General features: G+C 65.1%; 20 protein-coding genes. All 20 read right to left on the reverse strand.

Annotated features, from left to right (window positions below; all coding sequences use genetic code 11):
- Positions 1-7 precede the first annotated feature (7 nt).
- A complete protein-coding gene (locus C41B8_RS13790; RefSeq protein WP_037339315.1) occupies positions 8-385 on the reverse strand; it encodes a hypothetical protein in 378 nt (125 codons plus the stop codon).
- Entirely contained in the window at positions 369-1,808 is a 1,440-nt protein-coding gene (locus C41B8_RS13795) for a hypothetical protein (RefSeq protein WP_156962541.1), read from the reverse strand. Before C41B8_RS13795 ends, C41B8_RS13790 begins: the two co-directional genes overlap by 17 nt.
- A 10-nt stretch (positions 1,809-1,818) precedes the next feature.
- Positions 1,819-2,145 (reverse strand): hypothetical protein, encoded by a 327-nt coding sequence (locus C41B8_RS13800; protein ID WP_037339318.1) that lies wholly within the window; start codon positions 2,143-2,145, stop codon positions 1,819-1,821.
- Between the two features lie 122 nt (positions 2,146-2,267).
- Positions 2,268-3,218: a TIGR03756 family integrating conjugative element protein gene (locus C41B8_RS13805; protein ID WP_037339321.1), complete on the reverse strand. Its 951-nt coding sequence runs from the start codon at positions 3,216-3,218 to the stop codon at positions 2,268-2,270.
- A complete protein-coding gene (locus tag C41B8_RS13810) occupies positions 3,215-3,613 on the reverse strand; it encodes a TIGR03757 family integrating conjugative element protein (RefSeq protein WP_037339324.1) in 399 nt (132 codons plus the stop codon). Before C41B8_RS13810 ends, C41B8_RS13805 begins: the two co-directional genes overlap by 4 nt.
- Positions 3,614-3,617: 4 nt before the next feature.
- On the reverse strand, positions 3,618-4,196 hold the full coding sequence (locus tag C41B8_RS13815) for a hypothetical protein (protein WP_156962542.1): 579 nt from the start codon (positions 4,194-4,196) through the stop codon (positions 3,618-3,620).
- Positions 4,197-4,210: 14 nt separating this feature from the next.
- The gene (locus tag C41B8_RS13820; RefSeq protein WP_232226080.1) at positions 4,211-7,051 is read right to left on the reverse strand and encodes a conjugative transfer ATPase; all 2,841 of its coding nucleotides are present in this window, start codon (positions 7,049-7,051) and stop codon (positions 4,211-4,213) included.
- 25 nt (positions 7,052-7,076) lie between these two features.
- Entirely contained in the window at positions 7,077-7,577 is a 501-nt protein-coding gene (locus C41B8_RS13825; protein ID WP_084189007.1) for a TIGR03751 family conjugal transfer lipoprotein, read from the reverse strand.
- A complete protein-coding gene (locus tag C41B8_RS13830) occupies positions 7,549-8,982 on the reverse strand; it encodes a TIGR03752 family integrating conjugative element protein (RefSeq protein ID WP_037339329.1) in 1,434 nt (477 codons plus the stop codon). Before C41B8_RS13830 ends, C41B8_RS13825 begins: the two co-directional genes overlap by 29 nt.
- On the reverse strand, positions 8,972-9,880 hold the full coding sequence (locus C41B8_RS13835; protein WP_198025210.1) for a TIGR03749 family integrating conjugative element protein: 909 nt from the start codon (positions 9,878-9,880) through the stop codon (positions 8,972-8,974). Before C41B8_RS13835 ends, C41B8_RS13830 begins: the two co-directional genes overlap by 11 nt.
- Entirely contained in the window at positions 9,877-10,563 is a 687-nt protein-coding gene (locus tag C41B8_RS13840; protein ID WP_051883535.1) for a PFL_4703 family integrating conjugative element protein, read from the reverse strand. Before C41B8_RS13840 ends, C41B8_RS13835 begins: the two co-directional genes overlap by 4 nt.
- On the reverse strand, positions 10,560-10,946 hold the full coding sequence (locus tag C41B8_RS13845; protein WP_037339331.1) for a TIGR03750 family conjugal transfer protein: 387 nt from the start codon (positions 10,944-10,946) through the stop codon (positions 10,560-10,562). The genes C41B8_RS13840 and C41B8_RS13845 overlap by 4 nt, the downstream gene beginning before the upstream one ends.
- 4 nt (positions 10,947-10,950) lie before the next feature.
- The gene (locus C41B8_RS13850) at positions 10,951-11,349 is read right to left on the reverse strand and encodes a TIGR03745 family integrating conjugative element membrane protein (RefSeq protein WP_051883536.1); all 399 of its coding nucleotides are present in this window, start codon (positions 11,347-11,349) and stop codon (positions 10,951-10,953) included.
- Between the two features lie 37 nt (positions 11,350-11,386).
- Entirely contained in the window at positions 11,387-11,611 is a 225-nt protein-coding gene (locus tag C41B8_RS13855; RefSeq protein ID WP_037339333.1) for a TIGR03758 family integrating conjugative element protein, read from the reverse strand.
- Positions 11,608-11,976, reverse strand: a complete 369-nt coding sequence (locus C41B8_RS13860) for an integrative conjugative element protein, RAQPRD family (protein ID WP_051883537.1) — start codon at positions 11,974-11,976, stop codon at positions 11,608-11,610. Before C41B8_RS13860 ends, C41B8_RS13855 begins: the two co-directional genes overlap by 4 nt.
- A gap of 124 nt (positions 11,977-12,100) precedes the next feature.
- Positions 12,101-12,802 carry a TIGR03747 family integrating conjugative element membrane protein gene (locus C41B8_RS13865; protein ID WP_037339335.1) on the reverse strand — a complete coding sequence of 234 codons (702 nt, stop codon included), beginning with the start codon at positions 12,800-12,802 and terminating at the stop codon, positions 12,101-12,103.
- Positions 12,803-12,804: 2 nt separating this feature from the next.
- A complete protein-coding gene (gene traD / locus C41B8_RS13870) occupies positions 12,805-14,979 on the reverse strand; it encodes a type IV conjugative transfer system coupling protein TraD (protein ID WP_037339338.1) in 2,175 nt (724 codons plus the stop codon).
- 88 nt (positions 14,980-15,067) lie between these two features.
- Positions 15,068-15,595: an integrating conjugative element protein gene (locus C41B8_RS13875; RefSeq protein ID WP_037339340.1), complete on the reverse strand. Its 528-nt coding sequence runs from the start codon at positions 15,593-15,595 to the stop codon at positions 15,068-15,070.
- Positions 15,582-16,238: a transglycosylase SLT domain-containing protein gene (locus C41B8_RS13880; protein ID WP_198025211.1), complete on the reverse strand. Its 657-nt coding sequence runs from the start codon at positions 16,236-16,238 to the stop codon at positions 15,582-15,584. The genes C41B8_RS13875 and C41B8_RS13880 overlap by 14 nt, the downstream gene beginning before the upstream one ends.
- Positions 16,239-16,291: 53 nt before the next feature.
- Positions 16,292-17,023, reverse strand: coding sequence for a TIGR03759 family integrating conjugative element protein (locus C41B8_RS13885; protein ID WP_051883539.1), 732 nt, complete (start codon positions 17,021-17,023; stop codon positions 16,292-16,294).
- Position 17,024: the final 1 nt, after the last annotated feature.

Genomic DNA, 17,024 nt, shown 5'->3' on the forward strand with positions numbered 1-17,024 from the left:
TTCTCCGCTAGCTCGCCGTTATCCAGTTGACGAGATCGGGCAGATTCGCCCCCTCGGTCACGACGATCACGGCCAGCAACATCCACTCGACACGGACGAGTCTTTGGCGCGCCGCTTCACCGCCATCGCTCTGGCGTTGCTGCAACGCGCGCAAGCGCGGGCGCCATCGCTTGATATACAGCGTGCCGATAACGACATAGACGCCAACCCGCCAGATCAGGGCGTAGGGGACGATCCGGGCCCCCCAATCACGGAACTCGACCGCGCCGCCGGCCATCGATAGGCCGATCGCGGCGATGGCGAACGCCACCACGAGGACCGCGGCCCAGGCGACAAGAAAGATCCCCCAGGCGCCGAGCCGGCGGGCTTTATTCGTTATTGCCATCGATTGCGCCCCGAGTGTCGATCTCGCGATCGCCTGGCCCCGTGTTGGCCGGTTCGCCGCGATGGGCGCTGGCCCGGTTACGGGTCAAGGCCATCGTGGCGGCGTTGTGGGCCAGGGACCGACGCACATCGATCTCGGTGCGCAATGCCTCGATACCGCGATCGAGATGCGTCAATTCGTTGTTGATGGCGTCCTGACCTTCATCGTTGTTGGCGATGCCGGGCTCGTCGGCGCCGGCCAACAGGATCCGGCGTGCCCAGAGGGCCTGCGTGAGCGTGCGCGCCAACGCCATCTCGGAGGCCAGGCGGTGGGTCAGCAGACCGCCCTGGGGATCATGCCGCAGCGACTTGATCACACCGCGCGATACCGCCAGCGTCGCGCCGGCCGAGACTGCGCGGAGATTGGCATCCGTGATCGGCTGGCTGCCGTTGACCATGGCCGTCAGATTCTTCTGGATCTCGTTCTGCTGATCTTCCAGGGCGCGCATCAGACCCGTACCGGATTTCGACTGCACTTTCTCGCAGCCGCTGCAAGTCTGGATCTGTTTCTCACCGATGACGTCGGTGATCCATTGCGAAGCCTCTTGGGGTGAACCCCAGACCGTGCACATGCCGCCGTTACAGCCGCTACCCGTCTCCCCGATATCGGGGCTCGACCCGGACCCGTCGCCGCCGGGCCACGAACCGCCGGGTGTCGGCACAGAGCCCCAGCCCTGGCCGCCTCCGGAAACCGGCTGCGTGCTGGTGGGATCCGTGCGACCGTGGAGGATGTTGTAGCCGGCCACGGCCGTATCGTGGGTCACATTGATCGGTTCTTGCGCGGTGCCACCCCGCTTCTCGCCGCCAACCCAGATCACGCCCTTGTTGCCGCCGGTGGCTTCGACCGATTGCTGGGCCGCGACGGCATCCTCGTTTTCCGCCGCTGTGGCCCGCCAATTCTCGGCCTCGGCTTGCCGCTGCCAGCCGCCTGTAATTTCGTCGGCCGCGCGACCCGCGATCGCCTTGCATGACGTTTTGGCTTTGTTGAAGTCCAGCCGGCCTTGCAGCACCCCGTTCGACAGCAGGTCGTAAAGACCCGGCGCAGCCCGCTGAATGATCATCGCCGGCAGGGCGGCGACCGCGGCCGTGGCGCTTTGCACGACCGAGCCCATCATGTTCTGGAAGCCGCGGGTCACGCCGTTCAGCTGATTGGCAACGGTCGCCTGGGGATTGAGCCCGCTGCAAGCCGAGCCCTCGTCCCAGCTAATGCCCAGACCGAGCTGACCCGGCTGATAGCCACGGCCGGCCGACGCGCTCACCGGGCCCCCGCCACCGATCTGGTAGTACAGATCGTCGCCGGCGGCCGACCAGGCGGTTAGGGGCAGGGTGAGACACAGAGCGCCGAGCAGCAGACCGGTGATCGGAATACGCGTCATGAATGACATGGCGACACCTCTATTGATAGCCTGGCTGAGGTCCGGCGAGTTGCCAGATGTCTAGCCCAGTGCGCTTATAAAGCACGGTCACTTGATCATGGCGTCCGGACAGACGGCGGGCTTTTTGGGTCACGCCATAGCTCATGTCGGTGCCAAACAGCCGCCCACGGGCGTGTTCTTTCTTCTGCAGGGCTTCGAGGCGATCTTTATCGAGCCCATAGGTCGTACTGACGTGAAATTGCACGCGATCCTCGCTAAGCGCCTTGCGTTGGGTGATCTCAAAATCCAGAAGCCGAATTACGCCGTGGAACCGCGTGTCCATCCGGTCCTGCAGATCCAGACGCACCCTGTCGACCGTCGGCCCGACATCGGAGCCCGCACCCGGCCATCAAGACGATCCCGCCAATCAGTATCGCGATCAAAGCCGTGCGCCGACCGAAAGACGTGTCGTTGTTCATCGTTTTCTCGCTAGCTCGAAAAGATCAGGACTTCACCGCGGCGCTTGCAGCATTGGTAGGGACGCCACAAGGCCCAGACGTAGTCGCCGTCGTCAGCGGTGACGTCGGCAAAGCTGGCGAGCACGCCGCGATCGGGAAAGACGGTGCAGGAATCGCTCATGTTGGGCTGCAGGCGCTGCCACTTGCCGCTCGACTCATCGCCCTCCTTGACGGGATCCGGTGGCCAGTAACCTTCGCGTTTCTTTGGATCCAGCGGGGTATAGACGTGCGGCTGACCGGTTCGCGTGACGAAATCGGCCACGCGCTGGGCAATCACCGCCGCGGCCTTGTAATCGTTGGCCTGGCTGACAAAGCCCGACCGGGGATAGACATGACCCCAGATGTTGCCGAGCACACCGACTTCGCGCTGGCCTGGTATCAACGCCTCGGGATAAGCGGACTCGGGCACGCCTTGCCGCCAGGCCAACGAATCGAACACCGACAGGTAATAGGGCTGCATTGGCGTCGCGCCGGCGTCACAGGTATAGCCGACGCTCGATAGCAGGTCGAAACCGGCCGCGGCTGGATGACCCACCGCGTCCGCGTTTTTGAAACGCACCTGTTGATGATCGCGCCCGTAACGACGTTCGCGCCCATTGCCGCCGTATTGCGCGGTGACGTTCGGCGGCGCCAGTGGGGAAATCACCGACCAGGGATTGTCGCCGGTGCGTTGGTAGACGGACACGACCAGATCCGGCATGTCGTGCTTGACCTTCACGCTGGTCTGCGTATAGCAGCCAAACGGCGTGCAGGTCAGCCAGACACACACGCCCTTGATCTGATAATCCAGGCAATCCCACGACGCGGCCGAGGCCACGATCTCGCCGGTATTGGTGGCCTCGGCCGGCCGCGGCATGACGCTGGCGCTGATCAACAGCGCAAACGCCGCGCACAGGACAAGCGGTGTGCGTTTCGTATTCATGAGCCGTCCTCCTGGGCGTTGCGGATCTCGGCCACGGCGGCTTTGACGTCGGGCTGGCCATAGACGACGTACTGGCCATCGACAACCACAGCCGGCACGCGCTCGACGCCGAGCCGCCAGGCGCGGAGCAGGCCGTCGTAGGCGCTGCCATAGGCTTGCTTGAAGCCTGACAGGCGCTTCTGTACGGCTTTCGCCGCCGCGGCCTTGTCACGGGGCAGGCCCTCGGACAACTGCTTGTCCAGCCGGGCTGGCTTGTCGATCTCGATGACGTCCACGCCGTCCGGCACATGCGTGACCGGGGCCCCGGCCACGGTGAACACCTCGACCTGGGCCGCGGCTGACCCGGCCGCGGCCAGCAGGGCGCATCCCATCAGTGTCGATATGATCCGACGCATGGGCTCACTCCCCGGTCGAGTCGGGCACCCTATCCATCTGAACCAGCGCGACCTCGGCCTTGCTCACAGCGAATCCATCGCCAGGCTCGCTGGCCCACAGGGCAAGATTTAGGGTGATTTTCCGAATGAAGGCCTCGTTTCCGCAGATTTCGAGACAGCGCTGCATCAGACCCAGGACGTGGCTACGCCATCGACGGCGGTCCAGCCGCTCGATGGCGGTGTCCTGTTCCTCGAGCAGCCAGTTCGCCCCGAATCCCGCGCGTTCCGGCGTCGTCACGACGCTGTGAAACGGCACTTCCGCCGCATCACGTAGGTGTTGTTCGACGCAATACGTCAGGATGCTGGCCAGCTGCGCGGTTTCCTGGCTATCGAATGACAACAGCAGGGCCTGACGTGTCGTCGTTGCGCCGTCATGGCCGAGCTCGTCCCCGCGCAGGTCGAAGATGACGTGATCATGGCCGTCGTGCTTGATTTGAATCAGCGCACTGGAGGGCTGCTGCTGACGAAACTTGATGCCGCGTCGGCCTTCAATCGGTTTGAACGGCGCGCTTGCTTGCGACGCGTTGATCCGTTCCAGGCCCATGTTGTCTTCCTGTGTCATGGGTTGGCTTGTGCGCGGATACCACGGGCTTCGTCCATGGCATCGGCGATATGCAGCGCCGCGTCGAGCTCCGAGCAGCCGCGTTCGATCATCACCCGGCGGCGCTCGGCTTTTTCTTCGCCCTCCGTGCCGGCCAGGGCGAGATAGCGGCTGGGCGGCACGACGCGGAACAACGCCTCGAGCCGGTCGGCCAACACCACGCCTTCGGTGTACTTGCCGTTGACCTTGGTCGCCGAGCGGATCAAGGCCTTCTGATCGTCCGAGAGGGTCTTGAAGCGGGCCAGCTGCTCGATTTCATCGGCGGGCGTGACCAGACAGACGTACCACTCGATCATGTTGAGCAAGCGCGCGGCGGCGTCGGGAAAATCCTCAAGATTCTGGGTCGCTAACCAGATCCAGTACGATAGCTTGCGGCCCATCTTCCCGGTCTTGACCAGATAGGGCGACAGCAACGGATTGACGGTGACGATGTGACACTCGTCGATGGCCTGGATGATCGGTCGGCCGGAATACTGGTCGCGTTCGGCGATGCCGATAATGATGTTGGTCAGGCTGATCACCGACAGCGCCAGCTGGGCTTCATAGCCGTCCCGTGCATAGTGGGCCAGATCGACCACCGTCACGTCGCACTCGGGCCAGGCTTTACCGGGCGCGTTGAACACCTGGCCGTCGAAACCGTCACAAAACAGCCCCATGGCCTCGGCCATGTCGTGGGCCTTGGCCTGCCGGGCCTCGGGGTGCGCCGGATCCTGCGATAGTTCGTAGAGTGCGTGACGCACGTCCTCGGTTAAACACGGCCGGCCGGCGTCGTTGGTGGTTCGCGCAGCGCGATAGATCGCATCGCGAACCAGGCGGCGATCGGCCCGACGAAAATCCGCTTCTTCCTTGGCATCGCCGCCGGTGATCATCAAGCGGGCCGTGATTTCCATCTCGCCGAGCAGATCGCGTTCTTCTTTGTCGGCGTCGTCGTCCTCGTCGATGACGACTGGCTCGTCGGCGCGGCGGGCATCCTCGCGATCGGCCGAATCCCGTCGATGGGTTGCCGTATCGTCGAGCAGACGGTGGGCGTCGGCGAACAGCGGCAGCGGCGGGGCCGCACCCGGCGCCAGGCGCACCTTGTTGACCGACAGACCGTGTCGGGCGAAGTCATCGGCCAGCAGGCCAAAGCTGTTGCCGACCTCAAGGATGAACAGCCGCGGCCGGCGTAGGGCCATGACCTGGGAAAAGATCGCGTTGAGCGTGGCCGACTTGCCGGCCCCGGTCGGCCCGAATACCAGCATGTGGCCGTTCTTCTCGCGATCGGCCAGCGACAGCGGATCGAAACTGAACGTCGCGCCGCCGCGATTGAAAAACGACAGACCCGGCCGGCCGGTGCCGCGTGACCGGCCGAAAAACGGCGCGAGATTGGCCAGATGCTGGACATAGCCCAGCTGGGTGTACCAGCCGCGCTTGTCCTGCTGCGGATCGTAGGCAAACGGTAGCCAGCGCAGATACGTATTCAGCGGCGCGATCTCGTCCTCGGCGGCCACGGGCTTGAGCTTGGCCTGCTGTAGTTGCGTGGTCAGGGCCAACGTGCGCTGACGCAGATCCGCGTCGGCGTCGCCCCGCACGAAAAAACTCAACGAGAACTGAAACATCTCGTGCTGATCGGCCAGCATTTCGCGGGCGCGCTTGCAGTCTCGTCGAACGCTCTCGGCGTTGACGCTGTCGCCCACGGCTTTCTTGCTGAGCAGATTGATGTGGTCTTCCAGCGGCTCCTGGGGCGTGGCCACGATCGTCAGCGCCATGATCGTATCTTCGGGCAACCGGTCCATGATCGCGTTGTAGACCTGCCCGTTGGAACGGGCGAGCTCGCCGGTGATGTGACCGACATCCGGACACTGACGCAGCTGCTCGACCGGGATGACCCGATGCGGCCGGTTGTCGAAATACCAGAGGCCGCGCTCGACGTCGCCGACCGGGTTGTTGTGGATGACGTCTTCGCCGAGATCGTAGTGGGCCAGATCCTCGATCGCGTCGTCTCCGGGATAGGCCATGCGCTCGTAAAACGCGCCCGGTTCGTGCCGATCCGTGGCCGGCGCCGGATTGAACCAGGGCAGCAGCCAGTGGTGGAAGGCTTCACCGTTCATGCGCTCGATGACCAGCCCGGAGCCGGACAAGGCCGCGGTCAGCCGGTCATAGACCCGATTGATTTCATCCTCGGCGGTCAAGCCTTCGGTCGCGGTCAGCCAGCGGTACAGCAGCAAGCGTACCCGGCGTGTCTGACCGCGCCAGCGCGTGTTCGTGACCCGGTCGTCGTGAAAAATCCCGCCGGGTTGGGCGATCGTGCGCAAATGCCGCGCCATGCCCTTGAGCCAGGCCTGAGTAAACGCATCGTCGGTCAGGCCAGCCGCGGCATGATCGTGCAGCGTCTCGATGTCATGGCGGGGATCGACTTCGTCACGCGCAAAGATCTGCACGATCCACGGATGGCGATCATATTTGGGCAAGGCGTCCTGAAACGCGCCCTCGATTTGATCGCGCACCGCGCCCAGCGTCTCCTGAGAGCGACCCTCGGTCGGGACCGGCCAGACCTCGGCCGCAATGCCCACAGACCGGCTGTCCTCGAGCAGAAAACAGCCGGATTGCGGCAGATACTCCACGAACGGCAGATATCGCGTGAACGACGGCCCTGGCCTGTAAGTGGCCGCGATTTCGCGATAGGTCGGTGGCCGGCCGCGGGCTTGGCCGTGCTGACCCGGCGGTGGGTCAGCCGGATCGACGGGATCGGCCGATTCGTCCCGATCGCTGGATCGTTTGGCACCCGTCAATAACTGGTGGAATACGTTGGGCTTCATCATCGTGTCCTTGTGATCGTCTGTTTCAGCGTGATGCCGACTGATGGTCGCCGGTGGCCTGATACTCGACCCGCTCGCCCGGCTCGCCGTAGTGCGGGCGGTTATAAAGCGGGAATACGGTCGAGTAACCCGGCACGGGCACCTGCTCGCCGGCTCCGCCCGACTGATGCGGAAAGATATAGAGCGTCAGATCCGGGTTGGGCAGACGCTGGAACTGACTGTGGATCTCGTTGGCCGCGGTGCGCGTGTACGCGGCATGGGCCGCACCGACGTCACCGCCGGCCAGCGGCCGGCGCAACGCCGCGCGAGCCCGGTCCAGATCCGTTGTGTGATCGCGATCGCTGTCGTCGTCCTCATCCGAGTCCGCGTTGCCGTGGGTTTGCCCCGCCCAGATGTCGGCCATGGTCGTACCGTTAGTCGGCAACATTTCTTCCTGGGATGTCGCACAGCCCGACGTCGCCTGGAGTGCCGCCATGGCCACGCCCAGGGCGAGCGCCCTAATCGAGGCCGTTCGCACGCGTGTCATGCGCATAGCGCACCTTTCGTCCGTTGTGTTCGTAGTCGATCGGGATTTCCTTGTCGATATTGACCGCGACCGGATGACCCGGCGGGACATAGACCGCATCGAAGGTCTGCCCGAAGCGCTGCTGGATCCATTGGCGGACCTCGTTCAATCCGCTCGAGGCGGCGGAGCCTGCGATATATTTGCCCACATCGCCGGTCACGCCGGTGGCCGTGCCCAGACCGCTGACGCTGGTCTCGGTCTCGCCCCCGGCGTAGGCGTTGCCCGCTGCGGCGCCGGCCGACAACAGCAAACTCGTCAGGATGAAGCTGCGCGCATTGGTCTTGCGCGTACCGGCCACGCAGGGCACGCCGGCGGGATTGGATAGATAGCCGATCTCGTTGTCGTCGTTATCGTTGCCTTCGCCGGGGCGGGCGGATTCCGGCACCGTGCGGATCCGGCCATCCTGAAACACAAACGTGATCGACTTGACCTTCCCTCTCACGCACGACAGCGTCCAGTCGCCGGTCGCCGTGCCGGATACGATCGCCTTTTTGATCTCGGGCAGCTCGTTGCCGTTGGCGGTCAGATTCTTGCCGCCGATAATCACCTTGAACGGATAGGGATCGGTGACGGTGCCGTTGATCGGGACGCGGCCGAGCAGGGCGGTCATGGCGACCGAGCCCATCAATGTTGAAGACTTCGGCACGGTATAGACCGGCGTGCCCGGGTGGGCGGTTCGATCATCGCCCGGCAGGGCCTGATCGGCGCTGTTACGAGCATTCGCGACGGCCTGCTTGCCGGAATCGAACGCCGTCTTGAATGCGCCGCCGCCGGGCGTGCTTGGTTCGTTGTCGCCGTTGCCGCCGGCAGACCGGGCTTCGAGCGGGTTGACCCAGGTCGTGCTGCCAGTCGCTGACTCAGGCGTTTCACCGTTCAGGCCCAGACCGACCGGCATATCCGGGTTATTTTGCGATTGATCGCCAGACGTCTCGCTGTCGAGCGTGACGCGTAGATTGGCGATCTTTTGTTGCACCGAGTCAATCAGCGACTGGCGCTGTTCCTGGGCCTGATCGTTCTGTTGTGACAGGGCATGCTCGATCTGACCTTCGACGTGGCGCTTCTGTTCGGCCAGCTGCTGATTCTGTTCGCGCAGTTTTTCGGACTGTTCCTGTGAGGCTTTCAGCTGAGACTGCATGTGCTGCATCTTGGCGACCAGGGTCGAGACCGTGTCGTTCGGGTTATCCGCTTCGACGCCCAACGCCTTGCGCTCGCTGTCGGTCAGCTGGCGCGGCGTGTTGTTCTGACCGGCCGTGCCGTGACCGGCACCGTTCTGACTGTTATGGCAGCTGCGCAGTACGAACACGATGACGCCGGCAATCAAGAGCGGCACGCCGACCTTGAGCAGCGCATTGGACTTAATCTGCATCGTCGGCCTCCGCTGTCAGCGCGCCCGCCGGTGGCCGGAGCGCATGGGACAGACCGCCGTTTTTCGTGACGGCGAACAGCGTCGTGGTGTCGGACAACCGACCCGCCGGACCGACAGTGGGCTGCATGAAGCTCGCGGCGTAGAAATCGCCAGCGAGATTGCGCGGGTCCAAGGCAAAACGCCGATTGGGATCCCGGTTGGTGATCTGGATTGCCGTCACGGTGTAGGGCGCCGCCCGCCAGGCCGCCAGCGCCCTGGCACGGACCGGATAGGCCGGCATGAGGCCCGAAATGCTGTGCGTGTGGATCGCAATGCGATGGATACCGGGGCTGTGATGCACGACGCGCTGAGGCGCATACAGCGCCTGCGCGGCGTGTCGGACCAGCTGGACCGGGAGTGGCGGACCGCCGCGATGGCCCGTGCCCTGCGCGAACGCCTCGGGCGGAATCGGTCGGCGATCGGCCGGCGTACCGGGGGCATGACGCGATGACGACGCGCTGTTGTCGTTCGAGCCGGCATCGTTTTCGATCCGGATCGACTCGTGCGAGCCGTGTGCCACCCCGGACAGATCCAGCAGCATGATCCGGCCGGTTTGCATGTCCTGTACTTGCACGCGCTGGGCATCGAAGGGTTTGTTGGCCTTCAAATACACCGCGCCGCCCGTCGATTGAACCCGCAGAACGTCGGGATCGGCAATCGGGTTCGGCAGACCCACGCGAACGTCGGTGCCGAATACGATGATGCGCTCGGTGCCGACCGGTAGCGCGACGTCGATCGGCTCGCGCTTCCAGTGGCGAACGTCGGTCGCCTGGGCGCTGATCGCGACCAGCGTCAGCAGCGCCGCCGCGCCAACAAGGGCATGCCGGACTGATCGTGACGCGTGCGTCATGATGGTCATTGATCGTCCTCCAGGCCGGCCTCGGCGGGGCTCGCGCTGTGTGTATTGGATGAGTCGGTCTGATCGGTCAGACTCAAACGCTGTGCTGGCCTGGCAAAGCAATCCAGCTGCAGGCCGAACGGATTGGATTCGGGATCCACGTCGGCGCGCTCGATTTGCAGGTAATACTGGATCGCAAGGTTCCGCACCGACATGCCGTGCACGTATTCGTTGATCTGGGCGGTCAGCGCGACGACCCAGTGATCGCGGTCGAGTACGGTGACATCACTCGGCTGATAGCCGTGACCGGGGATCTCGGACAGCGTGCGAACCCGATCGCTCAATTCATGCCGGCCGATGCGGCGCTCATAGTTGGCGTTCAGCTGATGTCGGCAGGACGGCGTCAGGTAAGCGCTGTAGCGCTCGAGATTGGCTTTGTAATCAGTCTGCCCGTCCTTGGGCCAGTGGTTGATCTGCTGCCAGATGTACAGACCGAACGAATAGACCGTCGACGGCGGGACTTTCCACCAGGCGCGGGTGCTGCCGCTACGCAGATCCGGCGGGTTATGGATCGTGAGATCCTGGCGTGCCTGATACCAGCCGCCCATGGCCACCAGGAGGTTTAGGACCAACACGCCGATCATGATGCGCAGTGTCATGATATGGGCATCGCGCGCCGCATTGCCGTGGCGGAATTGACTCACGACGGCTCTCCGGTGTCGTGCAGCCGGCGGCGACGCGCTTCAAAGCGCGCCGTGTCGACGATCAAGTCGGCCTTGTTGGCCAGGCGGTAGTGCGCCAACAGCCACTGGATGCGGCGATAGAGCCAGGATTCGGGCCGGCCTCGGCGCAAGCGGCGCATGATCAGGCCGCCCCACCAGACAACGCTTCCGGCCGTGACCGCCATGGCCGTCGGCACCATCGCGAAATAGCCCCAGACCAACCATCCGATCAGACCGGGTCCAATGCCGATGGCGGCACTGAGCGTGCCGACCAGCATGACCTCGCGGCCCGTCATGCCGCGAAAGACAATCGGGGCCATGTTCAGCCGGTTCGGGACGAACTCGATGGTGTTTCGATCGGCCACCGGTTTAACTACCCAGGATGCTGGAGGCCTTGTCGAGCAACCAGACGATCAGAATGATCATGGCAATACCGACGACCAGCGCCATGGCGAAGCCACCCCAGTTGCCGCGGCCCATCGTGGCCTCGTTGTATTGACTGATCGCGGCACCGACAACGTAATACATGGCGGCAGCCGCCAGCAGCAGGCCGACGAGAACCGCGGCACTGCCGGCCATTTGCTGTGTGTCGTCCAAAATGCCGCCGCCGCTGCCAGGATCACCGACGTCGGGTAGTCCGTCGGCCCAGCCGAGGACGGGCAGCCCGATCAAGAGGAGGGCGGCGAGTACGGACAGGCCGGTGGACAGCCACCGGTGGCGCCTGTCGGGCGCCATGGCGCGAGGATACAAACGGGTCAGGTTTTTCATAGCGATCTCCTTGCAGGGCGTGGGCGAATGGGATCGATCACGTCACGATCCAGGTGATGAACAGAACCAGGAACAGAATGCGGACCATCGCGATCAGGAACGTGTCTTCGGTGACGCGCGTGCGCGCCCAGCCGCGCCAGAGCGACAGCAGGGCCCAGGCACCCCAGAACAGAACCGCAACACAGGCCACCCCGGAAATCAGAAAGGCGAGCTTGCTGATGGACAGCCCGGAGCCGGCGGCAAAAGCCGTGGCGGGGTTCATCGATCGGCCCCGGCCCGCTGGGCGCGATAGGCGCCGGACAACGGCGTCGATTGACGCGGTAGCATGCGCGGCGGCGATAGATACGCCCGCAGGCCGTTGCGCACGTCGTTAAGGTCGGCCCGCAGCCGGCCGATATCGAGGATGACGCGCCGGTTGGGCTGAGCGCGCTGACGCTGGGCGAGCCGGTCGATGACCCAATCGATGCGTTGCAGCTGTTTTTCGATGAGCGCGATGTCCTCGCGCTGGATCGGATCACGCGGGTCAGCCGCGGTTGCGGTCTGGGCCAGGCCGGCGATCGCCAGCAGGGCGATCGCCAGCGCAACGGCGGCGGTCCGGCGCGGGTTGTGTCGGGCAATGCGTTGCACAGGCGGTCGAGTCCAAAGCGTTGGGCTCAGCCTGACAAAGCGATCGCGCTCGGTGCGGCAAAATTCCGACAGGGGTGTGTGGGAATTTTTACGCGTGCCGACGAGTGACATAGCGCACCCCCGATTACAGGTATTTCTTGAACGAACCGACCGTGACGGACACCAACACGCCGAAGCCGGCCGCGCAGGGCACCAGAAACAGGTTCGGATGGATCGAAAACGGGAGGGACAGATAGGCCAGCCAGCCGAGAACGAACACCGGGCCGGTGATGCGTTTGGCGTGGTGATAGATGAACGCCGATTCGCGGCCGGCGCCGAAGCGGCGCAGATCGCGGCGGACTAGGCCATCGACGATGGCCACGAACGCGGCCATGACGAACAGCGGGATCGTCAGCGCCAGGATGAACACGCGGATCAGCACGACCAGACAGACAGCCAGCCCGGCCTGGCTGTAGATCGCGATCGTGTGAGCGAGCCCGTCACCGTCGGCGTGCGCATCGAACCAGCCCGTGATGCCAGTCGACACGAACACCGTCTGATAGACCCAGGCCAGTACGTTCTGTCCGGTCGCCGCCGGGTTTGAGACCAGCAGCGAACGCGTGAATTCGGTATCGATCCAGCCCAGCTCATGGCTGAACATGTGCTGGGCGTGCTGCGCGCCCGGTAGATCCCACCAGCCGAAATAGATGCCGAGCCATTCGATCGTGATCGAGGTCAGGATCGAGATCACGACCACGGCGACGATCCGAAAGGGCAGGGACAGCATCCAGCCGAACAGCGTCGGCCGGCGGGCTTTTGTCTGCGTGGTTTCGGCTTGTGTGGCCATGCTCAGTCGTCGTCCTCGCCGAGCTCGGCACTGACGGCGGTGTCATGGATCGTGTCGCCGGCCCAGCTGTTGGGCGTGCTGGCCTGGGCCGTGGGTTCGACCGTGACCGGCGGCGGCGCCACGTCATCCCACCAGTGATCGGCCGTCTGATAGCGCTCGCGCATGCGCTCGGCCATGTCGGTCAGATCGGCCGGCAATTCGGCCGCGTCTGCGGCCTTGGGCAGCGGCATACGGATCTTGTACAGCCGCCCGCCTTCGATCAAGGCGAACGCTTGGCCTTTCGGCAGCTTGATGATGTCGGCGGCCGTCAGCATCGGCTTGGGCGTGGTTGTCACGCGGTCGCCGCCCGACGAGGAAAAATCGGTGTCGGTATCGACGTCTGAGTTATCGCCGGCCATCGACACGAGCATGCGCTGGCTGACCATGACCTCCGGCAACTGACGGGTCAGCAGCTGGGCCGTCATTTCTTCGCGCACGCGCAGCATGATGACGTTGTTGAAGTTGCCGATGACCTGGCGGGCCTTGGCGGTATTGCCCAGCCGGGCCTCGATGTCGGACAAGGTCTGGGTATAGGCGGTGACCTGGACCCCGGCGCCGCCGCCCTTATTCATGAGCGGGATGAACTCGTCGCCGATGAGCTCGTTGAACTCATCGCAGTGCAGATTGATCACCGGCTTGGTACCGGGATCGGCGCCGGGCAGGCCGTCGTCGACGCCGCGCTTGTAGATGTCGCCGGCCACCGAGACCAGATCCGCGAACATCGAATTGCCCACGGCCTGGGCGACCTCGAAATCACTCAATGCATCCAGACCCACATAGACGATGCCCTTCTGGCGGATGACCTGGCGCCAGTCGAAGATGTCGCGGTCGTCGTCGATGTCGTCGTAGTTGGGTGACAGGAGCTCGGCGGTCGCGCCGGTGGTCAGTTTTTCCAGCAGCGGCAACAGCGAAGCCACGATCTTGTCGAAGTAGGTCTTGTCGTAGCGCACCGCGGATCGCAGACCGGCGAGCACCGGATCGGCGGCCCGGTTGCCTTGCAGATAGAACTCGATGGCGACCACGCGATAGGCCCGGCCCTGCATGTTCCGGGGCACCTTCTTCTCGTTGAGCCCGTTTTCGATCGCCGTGATCTGGGCCCAGGCGGTGTCGTCGAGGCGCGGCAGGCAATAGCCGGCGTACTCGATCATGAGCTCGTCAATCGCCACCACGTCAGCCAGAATCTGCTGGTAGGTCGGCCGGTAGCCCAACGCGTGCCGGGCGCGGGCCACGATGTTGACGAAACGCCAGGCGAACTCGCGAAAGGCCGCTGAATTGCCTTCGCCGGACAGCTGGCCGGACAGGCGGGTGGCAACTTCGGAGATCCGGCCGAAGCGGCCGACGGCGTTATAGCGCGCCGAGACCTCGGGATACCCCAGGTGGAACACGCGAAACGCGTCGAGCCGACCGGCGCGCTTGGCCTCGACGTACATGCGCTTCATCAGGTCGGCGTCGCCCTTGGGGTCGATGACGATCACCACCTCGCCGCCACCCACCTGGCGGCGGATGTCCTGGGCCACTAGCACTTCGGCCAGGCGCGTCTTGCCGACGCGCGTGGTGCCCTGAACCAGCGTGTGCGCCACGCGTTCGGCCAGCGGCAAATAGATGTCAGTTTCGCCCGGTTCGACCGCGTGCAGGGCCGGATCGCCGCCGACTGGCGGCAGGGGCCGCACCGGATTGAGAACCGTATCGGCGCGCAGGACATCGACCAGCCAGGTCAGATGCCAGCGCTCGAACGGGGCCTCGAGCGCGCGGGCTGCGCGATAGGCGCGGCTGGGCATTAGAAACGCGTGCGCTTCCGGTTGCTGAGCCTCGTGCAGCCGGCGGGTGTGCTGAACCTGCCAGCGAAAACCCCGCCCCAGCCAGAGATAGCGCTGGCTGACCGGGATCTGGCTTGATGCCAGCGCGAAGCGCGGCAGGCGTTTCATGCCGCGTCGATAGCGCACGACCTGCCAGGCCTGACCCAGGCGATAGAGCCCGAATCCGGCGAACGCGGCGGCCAGACCGTATCCCACGCTGGGCGTTAGCGCGATCATCCAGGGCGCGGCCAGGCAGACCACCCCACAGCCCGCGCAGGCCAGGGCGGTGTAAACCTCCACCGCCGGCCGGAGCAGGGTTTCGATGGGATGAGTCGAGGCCATGCCTAGCGCGCCCCCGGCGTCGCGCCCGACGCGTGGTGACGGGCGACGACCATGGCGCACAGGTTGTCGAGCGTGATGGACGCAAGACTCATTGCTGGATTCCTTGCGGGGTCACGAGAACGGGGTAGTGCGACAGATGCAGGCGGGCTGCGATGTCGTCGCCGGCCACCGGCCGCATCACTAGGCCGTTGCCGGCCGCGCGCAGCTGTTGCAGCTGGTCGACCGATTGCACGTTGACGACCAGGCCGACGGCGTGCAGTTGATGCAGGCGCTGGCCACGCTGTTTCAGCCATCGAAGCGATAGCGGGCCGGCGCCGATGATGAAAAACGGCGTCATGCTGGCCGGCATGGACAGCTTGCGGGGCTCGACATGGCCCGGTGTCAGGCGATCGCTGGCCACCGGCAGCATGTCGGCCTCGCGGATCGGGCCGTGGGTCGTCGCCTCATCGCGTGCGCTGTAAGCGTCGTTCTCATCCACGTCCGCCGCGGCGATCGGGGCGTAGTAGGGCCGGGCCAGCATGCCGCCGTGGCTCGCAACCACGGTCAACGTGGCCTGGGCGCTGGTCAGACCGCCGAGCGCCAGCGCGCCCGCGGCCAGAGCTCTAATCCAGGGCATGGGCCTGTCTCTCGTGCGTGGGATTGATCCAAGTCACGCGCGTGGCGTGATTTAGATGGTTGTGCGTGGTGGCCACACTGTGGCCGCCGGGATGCGCGTGTTCGGGTCGATGCCGGGTGGCCACACTGTGGCCATCCTCTGGAGGCGGGATGACCCCGTCGCCGATCGCGGCCAGCTGGTGGCGAACCGCGCGCTGGTAACGCGCGGCCGGCGCGCCGCCCGCCGGACGGTGATAACAGCCCGTGGCGGCGAGCCAGCTGTCCGGATGTTGGTGATGACAGCGCGCCAGCACGGCCGCGGCGGCGTCGAGGTTGGCGTAGGGATCCAGTGCATCGCACGGTTCGGCGAAACGTCGGCCATTGCCGAACAGCTGGCGCTGCCAGCGCACGTTCAACTGCGCGATGCCGACGTCGACCACGCGGGTTTGGGCCAGCGCGCGATGTAGCGCGCTGCAGGCGGCGTCACGCGTTGTATAACGATGCGGCGTGCCGGCGACGTTCAGCGTCCACGGCCAGGGCCGGCGTCCGAACGACAGCGTCGTGGCTGATTCCGTCAGCGACAGGGCATAGAGCATGACCGGCGGCACGGCGTGCGCCTGGGCCGCATGGACATACGCAGCCGGGACACGCGGCGACCCGGCCATTGCGGCCGGCGCGAGGCCCAGAAGAAGCCAGACGAGCCCCCGCATCCGCATACTCAACGAACCACGCGGGGCAACGAGGCGTGCGCCATCTGAGCGGCCACCCGCTTCGGTGCGTGGTTGAGCGTGATGTCGCCGGCGCGCACCCGCTCGGGATCCAGGCCGACACGTTTCGCCCAGGTCCGGATCGCGTCGTCGGAATCGGCACCGACGACGTAGATGTCCATCGGCGTGTGCGAGGACGCCAGCTGCTGGACTGTGCGCCGGCAGGCGTCGCAGCCGTGAGCCCGCACGATGACGCTCGCGCGGGTGGCCCGATTCAGGCCAAGCCGCTGGGCGTCGCGTTGGCCCGCGTCCATGGCTTTCGCCATGGCGTCGGCATGCACGCGCTGCGTGTTCGGATACAGTTTCTGCCAGGCCTGGTCGTAGGCTTTCTGGAAATTAAGCACGCGCTGCACGCGATCGTGCTCGAGGTGGGCGAGCTTGCGGGCGTATTTCTGGCGCTCGACTTTCGAGCGCGCGTGCATGCCGAGCAGCGTGATCGGATCCAGCTTGTCCGAGCGATAGCCGTCGATGCCCTGTTGCAGTTGCTTGTAGCGGCCCCATTCACTGACCGACAGATCCCACTGCCGGGCGTGTCGTTTGGCCGTGTCACGCGCCTGGGTGTCCTGTTGCCGGGTGGCGTGGGCCGATGTATGCGCAGCCGGTGCCGGCGCGGCGGATGCCACGCTGAGGCCGGCGCACAGCGCCAATCCGAACCAACGAAGCGCGAGCGATCGTGTTTCCATG

Source organism: Salinisphaera hydrothermalis C41B8, assembly GCF_000732535.1.
Taxonomy (GTDB): Bacteria; Pseudomonadota; Gammaproteobacteria; order Nevskiales; family Salinisphaeraceae; genus Salinisphaera; species Salinisphaera hydrothermalis.

Bases quoted from the DNA above. Each gene is read 5' to 3' on its own strand.
- C41B8_RS13790 (WP_037339315.1), bottom strand. From the start codon at position 385: ATGGCAATAACGAATAAAGCCCGCCGGCTCGGCGCCTGGGGGATCTTT.
- C41B8_RS13795 (WP_156962541.1), bottom strand. From the start codon at position 1,808: ATGTCATTCATGACGCGTATTCCGATCACCGGTCTGCTGCTCGGCGCT.
- C41B8_RS13805 (WP_037339321.1), bottom strand. From the start codon at position 3,218: ATGAATACGAAACGCACACCGCTTGTCCTGTGCGCGGCGTTTGCGCTG.
- C41B8_RS13810 (WP_037339324.1), bottom strand. From the start codon at position 3,613: ATGCGTCGGATCATATCGACACTGATGGGATGCGCCCTGCTGGCCGCG.
- C41B8_RS13815 (WP_156962542.1), bottom strand. From the start codon at position 4,196: ATGGGCCTGGAACGGATCAACGCGTCGCAAGCAAGCGCGCCGTTCAAA.
- C41B8_RS13820 (WP_232226080.1), bottom strand. From the start codon at position 7,051: ATGAAGCCCAACGTATTCCACCAGTTATTGACGGGTGCCAAACGATCC.
- C41B8_RS13825 (WP_084189007.1), bottom strand. From the start codon at position 7,577: ATGACACGCGTGCGAACGGCCTCGATTAGGGCGCTCGCCCTGGGCGTG.
- C41B8_RS13830 (WP_037339329.1), bottom strand. From the start codon at position 8,982: ATGCAGATTAAGTCCAATGCGCTGCTCAAGGTCGGCGTGCCGCTCTTG.
- C41B8_RS13835 (WP_198025210.1), bottom strand. From the start codon at position 9,880: ATGACCATCATGACGCACGCGTCACGATCAGTCCGGCATGCCCTTGTT.
- C41B8_RS13850 (WP_051883536.1), bottom strand. From the start codon at position 11,349: ATGAAAAACCTGACCCGTTTGTATCCTCGCGCCATGGCGCCCGACAGG.
- C41B8_RS13855 (WP_037339333.1), bottom strand. From the start codon at position 11,611: ATGAACCCCGCCACGGCTTTTGCCGCCGGCTCCGGGCTGTCCATCAGC.
- C41B8_RS13865 (WP_037339335.1), bottom strand. From the start codon at position 12,802: ATGGCCACACAAGCCGAAACCACGCAGACAAAAGCCCGCCGGCCGACG.
- traD (WP_037339338.1), bottom strand. From the start codon at position 14,979: ATGGCCTCGACTCATCCCATCGAAACCCTGCTCCGGCCGGCGGTGGAG.
- C41B8_RS13875 (WP_037339340.1), bottom strand. From the start codon at position 15,595: ATGCCCTGGATTAGAGCTCTGGCCGCGGGCGCGCTGGCGCTCGGCGGT.
- C41B8_RS13880 (WP_198025211.1), bottom strand. From the start codon at position 16,238: ATGGCCGGGTCGCCGCGTGTCCCGGCTGCGTATGTCCATGCGGCCCAG.
- C41B8_RS13885 (WP_051883539.1), bottom strand. From the start codon at position 17,023: ATGGAAACACGATCGCTCGCGCTTCGTTGGTTCGGATTGGCGCTGTGC.